General features: G+C 65.7%; 6 protein-coding genes. All 6 read left to right on the plus strand.

The features are described from left to right. Nucleotides 1-1,731 (plus strand): condensation domain-containing protein (locus AC1RQF_RS29290; RefSeq protein ID WP_492873569.1); only part of this gene is annotated, 1,731 nt, incomplete at its 5' end. A gap of 81 nt (nt 1,732-1,812) precedes the next feature. Then, the gene (locus AC1RQF_RS29295) at nt 1,813-2,025 is read left to right on the plus strand and encodes an MbtH family protein (RefSeq protein WP_273996190.1); all 213 of its coding nucleotides are present in this window, start codon (nt 1,813-1,815) and stop codon (nt 2,023-2,025) included. 164 nt (nt 2,026-2,189) lie between these two features. Beyond that, nucleotides 2,190-3,902, plus strand: coding sequence for a cyclic peptide export ABC transporter (locus tag AC1RQF_RS29300; RefSeq protein ID WP_273996189.1), 1,713 nt, complete (start codon nt 2,190-2,192; stop codon nt 3,900-3,902). 38 nt (nt 3,903-3,940) lie between these two features. Further along, nucleotides 3,941-4,711: a 2OG-Fe(II) oxygenase gene (locus AC1RQF_RS29305; RefSeq protein WP_273996188.1), complete on the plus strand. Its 771-nt coding sequence runs from the start codon at nt 3,941-3,943 to the stop codon at nt 4,709-4,711. Nucleotides 4,712-4,819: 108 nt separating this feature from the next. Beyond that, entirely contained in the window at nt 4,820-13,621 is an 8,802-nt protein-coding gene (locus AC1RQF_RS29310; protein WP_492873572.1) for an amino acid adenylation domain-containing protein, read from the plus strand. Next, a complete protein-coding gene (locus AC1RQF_RS29315) occupies nt 13,621-15,057 on the plus strand; it encodes a glycosyltransferase family 4 protein (protein ID WP_273996186.1) in 1,437 nt (478 codons plus the stop codon). The genes AC1RQF_RS29310 and AC1RQF_RS29315 overlap by 1 nt, the downstream gene beginning before the upstream one ends. Nucleotides 15,058-15,275 lie beyond the last annotated feature (218 nt).

Here is a 15,275-nt window from a genome sequence, read left to right on the forward strand (position 1 = left end):
CAGCAGTGGGTCCGGCTGGAGGCGATGCCGCTGACCGCGCACGGCAAGCTCGACCGGCGCGCGCTGCCCGCGCCTTCCCGTGCGGGCGAGACCGACATGTCGTCGGGACGTTTGGCCGACACGTTCGAGGAACGGGTCGCTCTTCTGTTCGCTCGCATCCTCGGCGTGCCGGTCCAAGGCACGGATCAGGACTTTTTCATGTCCGGAGGGCATTCGCTTAGCGCGACGCGCCTGCTTGCCGCCATCGAGTTGGAATTCGGCGTTCGACTCGGCGTCAAGCAACTGTTCCTCGGGCCGACCATCGGCGACATCGCCAAGAATATCCGCGCGACGCGCCGTGCCGCGCTGCCGCCGATCGAGCGTCAGCCGGCCCGCCCGTTCTATCCGGTATCGCACGCGCAACGGCGTATTCTCTTGACGGACCAGATGGATGCGCTGGCCTATGTGCAGGCCTACAAGTTCGAATGGATGGGGACGTTGGACGAGGTCGCGATGCGGGCTGCGTTCGAGTTCGTCACTGCACGGCATGAAATCCTGAGAACGACTTACCACATGCACGAAGGCGATTACGTGCAAGTGGTTCATGCGGAGATGCCCGCATCGGTGTCGACGCTTGTCGCGGACGACGACGCGTCGCTTGATCGAATCGCCGACCAGGTGCTCCAGCAAGCGCTGAATACGCCGTTCGATCTCAGCCGCGGTCCGCTGCTGCGGGCGGTATGCGTACGGGGGGCGGCCGCACAGCATCGCTTCTGCCTGAGCATGCACCATATCGTGGTCGATGGTTGGTCGATGTCCCTGCTGGGCAACGACATCGCGCGCGCCTATCGGGCGGCGCTGCGGGGGCAGACGGCGCATGCCGCCCCGCCGCGCGTGCAATACCGCGATTTCGCCGCGTGGCATAACCGGCTGATCGAGGAAGGCGGCTTCGACGCCGACCGCGACTATCAACGCGCGCTGCTGCGTGAGGCGCGGGCGTGCCGGCCGTTGCCCACGGATGTGGTCCGACCGCGCCGCCCCAGCTACCGAGGCGCGATCGTGCATGACCGTTTATCTGCGGACGTCGTGCGCCGCTTGCGTGAGCTCGCGACGGCTGCGCACGCAACCGACTTCACATTGACCTTGGGGTTGCTGCTGTGCGCATTGCATGAGTGGACGGGCGACGCTCGCTTTTCGATCGGGACCGTGGCATCCGGCCGTCATCATCGCGACGTCGACGAAACGGTCGGCTTCTTCGTCAACACGCTGACGCTGGTTTGCCCGATCGATCCGTCATGGAGTTTCGTGCAGCTGCTGGATGCCGTGCGCGACCGGGCGGCCACCGCGTTCGACCATCAGGACTACCCTTTCAATCTCGTCGTCGACGAAGCGCCGGCCGACTCGCGGGCCCGAACCTTGCCGTTCGATCTGCTGTTGATCGTGCAGACCATCCACGACGAGCCGCCGGAAGCCGAGGCGGCAGGCGACGAGCCGCAGGTTCTGGCGTGTCCGCAGGAAGTGCGGCGCAGCCTGTTCGATCTGAAAGTCGAGGTAGTGCCGATCGCCGACGACTGGAGGATCAGCATCGAGTACGCCACCGATGTTTATCGTCGAGAAACGGCAATCAACCTCATCGAGAAAATGCACCGTTGGGCAAATACAGTCGCCAATGCGCACGACGTTGCATTGGAGAAACTCGCGCATCTGAAATCCCCTCATTATCTGGATGAGGATTTTGATCTTGCTATTTGATCGGGATTTGGAAATTTTTCTTTAAAGAGATTTAATCTCAATCGAATCCTTGTACAATTGATCGTCACCTTGGGAGGTCGTATGACAGCAGAATACGAAGATACGCGTGAATATGTCGTCGTGATGAATGATGAAGAGCAGTATTCCATCTGGCCGTCCGAGCGTGAATTGCCGCCTGGCTGGCGTGAGGCGGGAAAGCGGGGGGTGAAGGCCGAGTGCCTGGCCTATATCGAAGAAGTCTGGGTCGATATGCGGCCGCGCAGCCTGAGGCTTGCCATGGACGGCGCATCCTAGTCATCCGAAAAGAAGCGTCTTTCATTACCGGGATGTGCTGGAGCAGGTGTTGATGTTTTTGCCAAAATTCCTCTTAATATAAGTCACGCTTATTATTCGAGGGGCGCTCATCTCTTGTTGCGTTCGGTGGAAATCACCGACGGGCCGGTATGCCGAAGGTTTTCATGCTTTCCAAAGTAAACGACTTCCTGTTGCTTACCGGTACCAGGCGGATAAGCCTTGCTGCGCTTTCAATATCCGCGGTGGCGAGCGGTGCGCTGAACATCGCACTCGTGTCCCTGGTCGGCGAGACGCTGCGGCACGCCTCGCAGGTCGATTTGCCATGGCATTTCTGGCAATTCCTGCTGGGCGTGCTGCTTTATCTCCTGGTGTTGGGATATCTGCAGATCAGCGTCGTGCGCATCAGCGAGTTGGCCGCGGCGGCGGTTCGGCGGCGCTTTGCCGAACAGTTGTTTCGCGCGCCCTTGATCGACAGCGAACGGGTGTCTCATCACCTCAAGCAGGCGGTGATGGGGCGCGACGCGAATATCGTCGCGGCTGCCCTGTCGAGCCTGATCGCCGTCATCGCCTCCGTCGTCACGGTCATTGGGGGGCTCGTCTATCTTTTCATGTTGTCGGCGCAAGCCGCCGCCGCCGTATGCATCGTCATCGTCGCCACGGTCGTTCTCTATCAGATTTATTTGAACCGGTTGTCGAAGCCGCTCGGGCGCGCGTTTGAAATCAATGATGAATTTTTTGGTTTCAGTGAGGATCTGATTCGCGGCGCGAAGGAATTGAAGCTGGACAGTCGATTCTCCGTGCGATTCATGCATGACGATCTATTTTCGTCACTCGACCGCGCCACCTCGGCCTTGATCGATGTCAAGGTGCGTCAGCAGAATGCGGGACTGGTGAGCGCCATTGCTTTTTTCCTGCTGATCGGCGTCACGGCGTTCGTCCACCGGATATATGGCGGTTTCGATCCCGCCCTGGCCATGAGTTTCGTCCTCACCCTGTTGTTTCTCAATATGCCGATCCAGAACGCGATCATGCGTCTGCCGGTGCTGGGCGAGGCGATGGTCGCGCTCCGGCGCATCAGGGAGCTTCAGGGGCGTCTGGGCCGCGAAGCCGAGCAGAGGAAACCGCGAGGCGGCGCGGCTTTTCCGGCCGACTGGCGGCACCTGGAATTGCGTCATGTCGGCTTCCGATATGACGCGGACGGCGACCATCGCTTCGGCCTGCGGGACGTCGGGCTGGTTGTCGAGCGAGGAGATCTGGTCTTCATCGTCGGCGGCAACGGCTCGGGCAAAACCACCTTGTCCAAGATCATCATGGGACTCTACGTCCCGACGAACGGCGAGATCCTGCTCGACGGCCAGCCGGTCTCCGACGATTTTCCTGCCTATCGCGACCAGTTCAATGCGGTGTTCAGCGATGCGTATTTGTTCGCGCGCGACCCGGCCGCGCTGGATACGGGCTCGCGTTGGCGCTTCGACGGCCTGGTGCGCGAATTGAAGCTCGCGCCGCGCATGCAGCGCAACGGGCGGCTCGATGTAAAGGCCCTGTCGCAAGGGCAGTGCAAACGCCTCGCGCTGGCGCTGGCGCTGAGCGAGGACAAGCCGATCCACTTCTTCGACGAGTGGACCGCCGACCAGGATCCGGAATTCAGGGCGTATTTCTACGAGACGTTCTTGCCCAGGCTCCGCGCCGAAGGCAAAACGATCTTCGTTATCTCGCATGACGATCGATTCCATCATCGCGCTGATCTGCTCGTCCGGATGGATGCAGGACGGATTCACTCCGTCGAACGCAACGGATCTCCGCGTCCGGAGCAGGGGCGTGGCGCATCCGACGTCTATCCGGTTCGCGACGACGAACGCGCTCCGAACATTGAATAGCGCCTGTTATACGGCGAATCCAACGAGGCACTGACATCATGAAGGCGACCTATTCGACAGACCACTTGCTGGTCATCGACGATTTCCTCGAGCCGGAGCAATTCGACGTGGTGTCGAAATACATCGCGGCGCGCCGCTTTCCTGGCCGCATCAATTTCATCGGCAAGAACGTGCGCTACGCGCTGAACAGCAGCATTCATCTCACGTCCACCGGCAAGACGCTCGCGCCGGATCTGGCACGGGAGACGGCGCGCGGGCGGGTCGTGCAGGCGGTGCCGGCGGGAAATGCCGCCGATCTGGTCACGAATCGGTTCAGCACGCTGGCGCACCTGTTCGAACCGGTCGTGGGGAAGATGGACGATCGCTGGTTCGGCTACACGCGCGATTTCTATCGTTCCAACACGGGCGCGGGCCTGCTCTGGCACCGGGACACGGAGGTGTATAGCGGGGCCTTCGTGTTCTACGCGTCGGCGATGTGGGACGCGAACTGGGGCGGCGAACTGTGCGTCCAGCCCGCGCCGCTGCCCGATCTGAGGCAACTCTCTCGCGCGCAAAAGATCGACGGTCTCGATCGCGGCACGTTCTTTTATCCGAAACCGAATCGGCTCGTCTTTATCAAGGGCGGCACGCCGCATCGGGTCAGTTCCGTGGACGCATCGGCCGAGGCGCCGCGTTTCACGGTCGCCGGTTTTTTTCTGACCGAGGCCGGGGTGCGCCAACGGCAGGGCGAACTGATGCGTCGGTACGTCGACGCGCCGGTGTTTCGTCGCTTGACCATCGACGCGAGCTTGCGGCTATTTCGCCGTTAGAGGCGCACGCGGCTGCGGCAAAGTCCCGCCGCGGCCATGGCCCGCGCAAACGCGCATGTGCCGCGGATTCCGCGGTGACTGGAAACGCATTCGACGACTGATGCAACGATGAACGATTCACGCGACGACATTCGATCTCACCTGACCACGAGTCTTGCGCAGTTCAAGAAGTGCGCGGAAGCGGATATCGATCCGGCGGCGACATTCGCGTCGCTGGGACTCGGTTCGCTCGATAGCGTCGAACTCGCTGCACGCCTCGAGGCGTGGCTGGGCCGGCCGGTTGCGCCGACGGTCTTCTGGGATCATCCGTCGATCGACCAGCTCAGCGCAGCGCTTTCCGGCGTCAAGGCCGGTCGCGTCGTCCCGAGCGCCGCGCCGAAACCGCATGAAGTCACGAGCGGCGCGGCTGCGCCGTTGGCGGTCGTGGGCATGGCTTGTCGATTCCCGGGGGCCGCCGATACGGCGGCATTGTGGACGCTTCTCTCGACGGGCGGTCATGCGATCAAGCCCGTGGCGGAACGGCGCTGGCCCGCTTGCCCCGACGACGAGCAGGCCGGCCTGCTGGACGCGATCGACGGTTTCGACGCCGGATTCTTCGGCATCTCACCGGCCGAGGCCGCCGATGTCGACCCGCAGCAGCGTCTATTGCTCGAAGTCGCCTGGGAGGCGCTGGAGAACGCGGGAATACGGCCGCGCGCGTTGAAGGCGTCGCGCACGGGGGTGTTCGTCGGCATCAGCTCCTGCGATTACGCGCGTACGCGTGCGACCGACGCTGAAGGCACAACCGTCTACGCGGCTGCCGGCGCCGCGCACAGCATTGCTGCGAACCGCATCTCGTACGTGCTGGGGCTGAACGGGCCCAGCCTCGCCATCGACACAGCCTGCTCGTCGTCGCTCGTCGCGCTGCATGTCGCGGCGCGCAGCCTTGCTGAGCGGGAATGCGATCTGGCGATCGTCGGCGGCGTGAACGTGATTCTCGATCCCGACCTGCAGCATGCGTTTCGCCGCGCCGGGATGCTGGCGCCCGACGGGCGCTGCAAGGCGTTCGACAACAGCGCCGACGGCTACGTGCGAGGCGAGGGGTGCGGCGTGGTGGTCATGCGCCGCCAGGACGACGGCGAGCCGGGCGCGGCGCTGGCCATCCTGCGCGCGACCGCTGTCAACCAGGACGGAAGAAGCAACGGGCTTCTCGCGCCCAACCGCGAGGCGCAGGTCACGGTGGTCCGGGAGGCGCTGGCCAACGCAGGGCTCACGCCGCGCGACATCGATTATCTCGAGTGTCATGGCACCGGCACGCGACTGGGGGACGCGATCGAACTCGGCGCAATCGCGGAGTCGCTGCTCGCTGCGCGTGACGGGCGTCCGCTGCCTATCGGTTCCATCAAGGCCAACCTCGGACATCTCGAGGCTGCGGCGGGCATGGCGGGGCTGATCAAGGCGATCCTGGTGCTGCGGCACCGCACGGCGCCGCCGCTGCGGCTGCCGACCGGCCTGAATCAGGCGGCCGACGCGTATGCCGCGCTGCTGCGATGTCCCGACGGCGCGGAGCCCCTGCCGGCAGCCGGCGCCGGTGGGGCGATTTGGCATGCGTCGATCAGCTCGTTCGGATTTGGCGGTACCAATGCGCACGCGATCCTGTCGTCGGCGCCGCGGCAGATGAAGCGCGCGGGTCTGTTGCGTGAAAAAGGGCGCCTGCTACTGCTTTCGGCCCGCGAACCCGCTGACCTCGGGCCGGTGGCGGCCCGCCTGGTCGAGTGCCTGCGGGCCGGCGCGGCGGCTTCGGACGTGTGTCATACGTGGAACGCCGAGCGCGAGGCATGGGCGCATCGCAAGGCCGTGCTGGCCGCCGACGATCAGGAATTGTGCGCCGAACTCGCGCGTCTGGCGGCGGGGGCCGTCGTTCAAGCCCGGCTGTCGCGCACGGGTTCGCGCGCCGGCCGCGTGGTGTGGCAGTTCCCGGGCCAGGGCGCGCAGCGGCCGGGGATGGCGCGTGCGTGGTACGAGTTCAGCCCCGATTTCAGGCGTGCGCTGGATCGGGCCTGCGCGGTGGCCGACGCTTGTCTCGGGCAGCCGCTGCTGCCGCTCCTGCTGGGCGACGATCACGAGCCCCTGCGAAACACCTCGCTTGCCCAACCCGCGTTGTTCTGCCTCGAGTGGAGCTTCGCCGAATGTCTGACCCGGTGGTTTCCCGGTATCGAGCCCTACCTGACCGGCCACAGCCTGGGCGCCTATGTGGCTGCCTGCAGGGCAGGCTGCTGGTCGCTCGAACATGCGGTCGAGCTGGTCGTCGAACGCGGCCGTTGCTTCGAGCGCGCGGCGGACCAGAGCCGAATGATCGTCGTGCGCGCGGACCCCGAGCGCGTCGCGGCCGTATTGGGCGAGCAGGGTGAACGGGTCGATATCGCGGCAGTCAATGCCGCACACCAGCTCGTCATCGCGGGCGTCGCGGCCCATGTCGATGCCTGTCACGAAACCTTGACGGCGGCGGGTTTGTCGAGCCGGGTCCTGAATCCTCGGTATGGGTTTCATTCCCGCGCAATGGACGAAGCCATCGCGCAGTTCGCCGGCGCACTTTCCCGGGTTCAGGCCAAACCGACCCATACCGCACTGATTTCGGATCTGAGCGGCGAGATCCTGCCCGCCGGGACCGTGCTCGATGCGGATTACTGGATGACGCACGCGCGCCGGACGGTCCGTTTCGACAAGGTCCATGCGCGCGTTGCGGAACTCGACCCGGACTGCGTGATCGAGCTCGGCCCCGGCTCCGCGCTCACCGCCCTGGCATGCGAGAACGGCTTGTCGAGCGCTCAGGCCGTCAGTGTCGCACCCGCGCGAACGGAGGCCTGGGAGGGCTTGCTCGCGATGATCGGGCGCGCGTTCGAACAGGGTGTCGAATTCGACTGGAAGGCGTTCGGCCGGCCGTTCGGCTGGCGCCGCGTGGATGTTCCCGGCTATCCATTCGAACAGCGCCGCTACTGGAAGCCCGGCTTGCATGAAGGGCAGCCTGCCGGGCCTCAATCCCAACCTCTACCGGTGTCCAATATGAGTGAGCCGACCCGCGATCCGAGCATCGCCAATGCGATTGCCGCTGAACTTGCCAAGGCGCTGCGCGTGCCGGAGGAGCGGATAGACCGCGATGCCAATCTCCTGGATCTCGGCATCGACTCGCTGATGCTGATGGGCGCGATCGACTTCATCGAATCCCGCTTCGGCGTTCGTTTGTCGGTCTCCGAGTTCTTCGGCGAACTCAATACGGTCCATCGAATCGCGGCGCGCCTCGATGCGGCGCAGGCGATCGACGCGGCCGGCGCGGCTTCGATCGGGAACGCTCCACCGAGTCTTGCGCCGCATGAGGCAGTCGACGCGTGGCGCGCGGCGCCCGCCAACGCCGAATCGTTCCGAGCGCTGTTTCAGCATCAACTCGATACCGTATCGCGCATCATCGATCGTCAACTCGCGGCGCTCGGCCAGGCGTCCGCCGACGTGCCGATGACGCCGGCGCCTGCCGCGCAGCGCGCCTCCGCCGAACGCGCCGCGCCGCCCGTCGTCGCATCCCGCGCAGTTGCGCTCATGCCGTTTCAGTCGGGGAAGGGCGTCGAGAAAGCGTCGCGCACCAGCCGCCAGGACGCTTATCTGCGGCAGTTCGCCGAGCAGTACAACCGCCGGACCTCGCGTTCGAAAGCGTACGCCGACGCACATCGCCTGCGCCTCGCGGACAATCGGATGGTGTCGGGGTTCCGGCTGGGCACGAAGGAACTGGTCTATCCGATCGTCTCGGAGCGCGCACTTGGCGCACACATCTGGGACATCGACGACCACCGCTATCTCGACCTGACGATGGGCTTTGGGGTCGCGCTCTTCGGGCACAACGCCCCCTTCGTCGCGAAGGCGCTGCGGGTGGGCGTCGATCAAGGCTATTCGCTGGGTCCGCAAAGCAGCCTGGCGGGCGAGGTGGCCGGCCTGTTGTGCGAGATCACGGGTCATGAGCGGGCAACCTTCGCGAACACGGGTTCCGAGGCGGTCATGCTCGCGGTGCGCCTCGCGCGCGCGGCGACCGGACGCCCGTGGGTCGTATTGTTCGCCGGCTCGTATCATGGCACGGCCGATACGGTCATGGCGCGCCCTGGCGAGCGCAGCGCGTTGCCGTTCGCCCCCGGCATCACGCCGCGCCAGATCGAGGACGTCGTGGTGCTCGACTACGGCGCGGCCGAGTCGCTGGACTTCGTGCGCCGTCACGCCGACCAGATCGCCGCGGTGTTGGTCGAGCCGGTGCAAAGCCGCAACCCGTCGTTGCAACCCAGGGCGTTTCTCCACGCATTGCGCGCGCTGACTCGCGCGACGGGGATCGCGCTCGTGTTCGACGAAGTGCTCAACGGCTTTCGCATTCATTTGCGAGGCGGCCAGGGCCACTACGGGATCGAAGCGGATCTGGCCGCCTACGGAAAAATCGTCGGCGGCGGCCTGCCGATCGGCATGGTGGCGGGCGCGGCGCGTTATCTGGATCACATCGACGGCGGTGCCTGGTCATACAGGGACGATTCGTATCCCGCCGTGCCGATGACGTTTTTCGCCGGGACGTTCTGCAAGCATCCGCTCGCGATGCAGGCCGCCAAGGTGGTGCTCGAGCGCCTGAAGTCCGAGGGCGAAGCCATTGTCACCGAGACCAATGCCAAGACCACGCGCTTTGTCGAACGCGTCAATGCCGCTACGGCGGCGTTGGGCGTCGACCTGCACGTCGCCCACTGTGGCTCGCTGTTTCGCATTCCCCAGTTGCCGGACATCGAGTTGCTGCACTATGGGCTGATCAACCGAGGGCTTTATATCTGGGAAGGGCGGAATTGCTTCCTGTCGCATGCGCACGACGATGCGGAGCTTGAACAGGCCGCCACGACCTTTGGCGAGGTCGTCGGCGAGCTGGCCGAGCACGGTTTTCTCGGCGTCGACCCGGGCAGCGGACCATCGGGGGCGAGCGGCAACCGGGGGGCGCGGTCGACGCCGGCGGCGGAAGAGCCGGTCGCGCTCAGTACCGAGCAGGTGCAGTTGCTTGCGTTGTTCGATCTCGACGATCCTCGATGGTCGGCCTACAACGTGCCCGTGGCGATCGAGATTGCCGGCCGGGTCGATGCCGGGCGACTGGAGCGCGCCTTCCAGGCAGTCGTCGAGCGGCACGAGGCATTGCGGATGCAAGTGGCGGTCGGTGCGGAGCCGACGTTGCGGATCGCGACCCAGGCCGAGCCGGCCCTGCAATGCCTGAGCATCGAGGCGCCGACGCTCGATCGAACGCTGGCGGAACTGCTGCGGCATCGTTTCGATCCCTATCGCGAGTATCCGATACGGGCATACCTGATCGGGCTCGACGACGGTCGCAGCGTGCTGTTGCTGCTCATGCACCACCTGCTCGTCGACGGCTGGTCCGCGGGCATCGTGCTGGAAGATCTGCTGCGCTTCTACGATGCGCCGCCGACGGCCGATATCGAACCGGCGCCGCTGTTTCGCCGCGTCGTCGCCCGGCGGCGCGAAGCGAGGCGCTCGGATGCGTACCGAGCGATCGGCGCACGCCTGCGGACGCGCTTCATCGAGCGGGATGTGGTCGGCGCGGCGGTCGGCGAGCTCGGCGGGACGGCCGGGGGGCAGGACCCGTGGCGTGCGCATCAATGCGTCCACGTGTTCGAGGCCGCCGACGCCGAGCGCCTGGCACGGTGCGCTCGCGAACGCGGGATGACCTTGTTCCAACTGTTGGTCGCGGCCTATGGTGCGGCGATGCACCGGGTCAGCGGTCGGCGCGACATCACGCTGGCTGTGCCGGTCGGCGCGCGCAGGACCCGCGAGGAGCACGGGCTGGTCGGCTATTGCTCGAATCTCTGCCTGATCGCGTCTTCCTGCGGCGAAACGCTGGCGGACCTGCCGGCCTATGCCGCCAAGGTCAAGCAAGCGCTGCTCGACACGCTGCAATGCGACGAATATGCGTATGCCGATCTGGTCGACGATGCCCGTCGACTCGGCCGCTTGGCCGCGATTGCACCGGATGCGGTGATCAACCTCGAGCGACGCGCCGATATCGCGCCGGGCTCGCTTGACGGATTGCGCTGGCGTCCGGTCATGAACGAGCATGTCGCATTCCCGCAATTCGTTAATTTCATCGATGACGGCGAGCGGCTTTCGCTGGCAATCGACCATATCGCGTCCGTGCCTGCCGACGCGCTGTTGCAGGCGTTCCTGACGTCGTTGTCCGAACTGGCCCACGGGGCCGCGGCCGCTCCCGGCGTGCCCTCCGTTCTCCCCGCGCCGGCGCCGGAGCCGCCCGACGAAGACGGCGACCGGTGGCTCGCGGCCTTTGTCCGCCATGCGCTTCGCGAGCCTGAGCGGACGGCGTTGCGGCAAGGCGGCGCGGTGTACACGTACGGCGAGCTGCTCGCGCGCGCGCTGTGCGTCGCGCGCGCGATCGCGGGTCAGGGGATCGCGGTTGGGGAGCCGGTCGGCGTATGCATGGAGCCGGGGCGGGATCGTGTCGCGGCGTTGCTGGGTGTACTCCTGTCCGGGGCATGCTATGTCCCGCTCGATCCGTCGTATCCGCGAGAGCGCAATGCATACTGTCTGAACGATGCAGGTGCGCGCGTCGTGATCGTCGAGATGCGGACCGTGCCGCTGCTGTCGCTGCCTGCCGGATGTCGCGCGCTCGATTTCGCCGCCTGCGTCCCGGATTCGCGCTCGAACGCCGATTCGCTTCACGGACTGCGGCGCGCGGCGTCCGGCTCGCTCGCCTACCTGATCTACACCTCGGGCTCCACCGGAATGCCCAAGGGTGTTGCGGTTGCCCGTTCGAGCCTCGATACGTTCCTGTTGGACATGACCGGGCGCTGGTCCGTCACGAGTCACGACTGCTTCGTGAATCTGACGCCGATGTCGTTCGATATTGCGGCGCTGGAGGTTTTCCTGCCACTCGTCAGCGCCGCGTCGTGCGTGATGCTGACGAGTGAGCAACGGCTCGACGGCGTCGCGCTGGCGGCGGTGATCCGGGACCAGCAGGTCACGGTGCTGCAGGCGACACCCGGCACATGGAGGTTGATACAGGAGGCGCAGGCGAGGCTGCCGGCTTTGCGGATCGGCGCGATCGGCGGAGAAGCGCCCCCGCGCGGCATGGTCGATTACATTCAGTCCCTGGGGGCGGACGCGTGGAACCTGTACGGCCCAACGGAAGCAACGGTCTGGGCGTCCGCATGGCGAGCCGATCGCTCCGATCGGGTCTTGCTGGGCGAGCCGCTGGCAGGCGTCGAGCGTTACGTGCTGGACGCCGAGGGCGACGCGGTCGGCGTGGGGGAGACGGGTGAGTTGTACCTCGGCGGAACCGGTCTGGCGCTCGGGTACTGGAAGCGCCCGGGCTTGACGGCATCGCGTTTCGTGCCGCATCCGTGGCGCGGAGACGGCGCCCGGCTCTTCCGTACCGGCGACGTGGTGCGACAGCTCGCCTATGGTCAGTTGCAGTTCCTCAATCGCATCGACGATCAGGTCAAGCTGCGCGGCTATCGCGTCGAACTCGGCGAAATCGAGGCCGTGGCGCACCTGCATGCCGGTGTCGCGCAAGCCGTATGCCGCCTGGACAATGGCGCAGACGAACCGCAACTGGTGCTGTATGCGAGCCCCCGGCAAGGGGGCGCACTCGAAAGTCATGCGCTGCGGCAGTATCTGGCGCGTCATTTGCCCGCGTACATGGTGCCGGCGCGGATTGTCGTCGTGGACGCGTTCAAACGGACGCCGAACGGCAAGGTCGATCGAGGCGCGCTGTCGGCCCCGCAGGGCGTCGAGGCGTCAGCGCCGCCAGGCGAGGTGGAGGCGCCCTTGCTGGAAGGGATGCTCGCGATCTGGCGCGATGCGCTGGACGATGCCGAGCTGACACTCGATACCGACTTCTTCGACGCGGGCGGCTACTCGCTGCGGGCGGCGAAGGTGATTTCACTGTCGCGCCAGCGTCTGAATCTGACGGTCAAGTACGACGACATCGTTGCTGCGCCGACCGCCCGCGCGTTGACCTGTCGTTTGTCGGGCGGGACGGGGGATGCCCGAGTGAACGAAACCGGCGCGGCCGAGGTGGACCAGCATGAGGATCCGTCGCTGTTCCGGCCGCCGCGGCCCGAGGTGTTGCCCACCGGCACGACATGGGCGCATGTCCGCTTCGTGCTGAGCGTGCTGGCGATGCATGTTCCGGCCGTGCCGCTCGTGCTGAGCTACAAGATGGTCAGGCGTCTGGCCCCGTCATTGGGCGCCCGGCTTCGCCGCGCCTTGCCGCGTTTGTTCGCGCGCACGCTGCTCTTTGCCGCGGGCGCGCGCGTCGAGGTGTCCGGGTTGCAGCACATTCCGCGCGACGCGCGGCCATTGCTGGTCCTGTCGAACCACGGCGGGCGCTTCGATGCGTACCTGCTGATGGCCAACCTGCCATTCGCGTACAAGTCGTTCAGCTCGAACGAAGATCATGTGACGACCGAAAAGCTGACGCTGTTCTCGTGGATCGAAAGGACGTTCGACCTGACGTTCATGCACGACAAGCGCGATGCGGAGGCGACGGAGCACGAGTTCCGGCGGGCACGGGACTATCTGGGGCGCGAGGGGCGGCTCGCGCTGTTTCCCGAAGGCGGGATGAGCGGGGCGCGCGTCGCGCCCGTGGGCGAGGCTTGCTGTTTGCTGGCGGCTCAGACGGGGGCGTTGGTCATCCCGGCCGCCATCGTCGATTCACACCGGTTGTACGAGTCGAACGGCGCGCGCTATGCGCCGGCACGGGTGCATGTCCGCTTTGGCGAGCCCATCCGGTTCGACGGCGCAGGGGGCAATGTGCGGCAGATGGCCGTCGCGATGCGCAAGGTGCTGCAGGATCTGCTTGACGATACCGTTAACGTCGCTCGACGCCAGGAGTGCTGATGCGAGTCGCTTTCAATCACTATCGTACCCAGCGCACGAGCAATGGCGCACTGTATTTCTATTCCGAGACCAGCAAGTTGCTGACTCAGGCGGCACCGGCCGGGGTGCATCCGGAACCGCACGATGTATTCGAACTGCTGCGGCAAGACGAACGTGACCTCGCGCGCTTCGTCCGACGCCTGGGGCCCGACGATGTCGTCGTCTGCAATGCCGGACCATACGGCCATTTCTACCACTATCTGCGCGAGCGTTACGACGGGCGCTTTCGAATCATCCGGGACATCCGCACCAGTTCATGGGGCGGCTACCACTTCCAGGAGATGCTTGCCGGGCCATTGAACCGTCCCGGGGACCTGGTGCTGTTTCCGTCGGAATTCTGCCGTGCGTATTTCATCCATCATCATGCGGCATCGCTCCATGCCGGCAACACCGCGGTGAGCTACCCGCTCGCGACCTCGTTCCCTGCAACCCGCCCGGCGCGGCCGCGTCCCGCCCGCGGCCTGCGCATCGGCTATCTGGGACGGGTGAGCGCCGACAAGAACTTCGCCCAGGTACTCGACTTCCTGGCGGCCGTGCGCCGGGATGACCGAGCGGCGTCGCTGCAGGTCGCGGGGCACGTCGAGGGGCGGTCGGCGGCGCGCGCGATGCAGGTCGTTCGGCGCGAACTGGAGGCGCGCGGCATTCCGGCGGATGCGGTCGCCTATCACGGGCACTTGCCCTACCAGAAGATCTGGGCGTTCTTTGAACAGATCGATGTCTTTTTCTTTCCGGCGGTATCCAGCGTCGAATCGCTCGGTCGCGTGTTGCTCGAAGCCCAGCACGCCGGCGTTTCCACCATTGCCGGCGGCTATGCCGCTGCGCCCGAGATCCTGCCCGAAGCCAATCTGCTGGACATCGATTTCCGGTGCGATACGGCATTTGACATGGGCCAACCGTTCTCGTTTGGCAGCGTGCGCCTGGAAACCGTGGCCGAGACGATCCGGGCGTGCACGCCGGGTGTGCCGCGCAGCCGGAGCGCCTGCTACAGCGAGCAGGTCTATCTTGACTACGTGACGGGCGAACCTGCGCCCGCGCCCGCAGCGCCTGTCGCTCCGCGGGTGCAGGCGTTCATCCGGGCGCTGGAGATTCGTCACGATCTGTCGGTAACGAGCGGGGCGGATTCGCTTGCACTGCTGGGGCCGCTGCTGCAGGCGTTCAACGCCTATCACGACAATCGGCTTTCGTCTCGGCTGCTGCGGCTTGTCCGCGCGACGGGACGATCCGATGCGTACCCCAATCAGCGCAGCCTTCATGTGCATCGGTTGCTGGCGCCGGGGCAGCGGCTCCTGCCGTCGCACGCGCGCGAGCATTGCGCCGCCGCGGGTTATCGGCCGGTTGCCGTGCTCAACGGCGAGCATCTTGCGTCTGCTGACCGGCATGCGCGGCAATCGGCTTGACGGCGGCGTGGCGTCATCGCGCACGGCGGCTGATCTCGTGCGGACGGGTTGACGGCGGCGTGGCTTTGCCGCCGTCCGGCTTCGAGATCCGCTGAGCAGCGCGGACCGGCACAAGCCGGTACGCGCGCCACGCGTTCCAGCGCGCACCGGCCGCCGGCGGCATGTGCCGTCCGATGAGCCGCGGGCGGAAGGTTTCTTCAACCGCTTGAATTCCCGCC

The organism is Burkholderia sp. GW821-FHT14F03 (assembly GCF_058803765.1).

Bases quoted from the DNA above. Each gene is read 5' to 3' on its own strand.
- AC1RQF_RS29295 (WP_273996190.1), top strand. From the start codon at position 1,813: ATGACAGCAGAATACGAAGATACGCGTGAATATGTCGTCGTGATGAAT.
- AC1RQF_RS29300 (WP_273996189.1), top strand. From the start codon at position 2,190: ATGCTTTCCAAAGTAAACGACTTCCTGTTGCTTACCGGTACCAGGCGG.
- AC1RQF_RS29305 (WP_273996188.1), top strand. From the start codon at position 3,941: ATGAAGGCGACCTATTCGACAGACCACTTGCTGGTCATCGACGATTTC.
- AC1RQF_RS29310 (WP_492873572.1), top strand. From the start codon at position 4,820: ATGAACGATTCACGCGACGACATTCGATCTCACCTGACCACGAGTCTT.
- AC1RQF_RS29315 (WP_273996186.1), top strand. From the start codon at position 13,621: ATGCGAGTCGCTTTCAATCACTATCGTACCCAGCGCACGAGCAATGGC.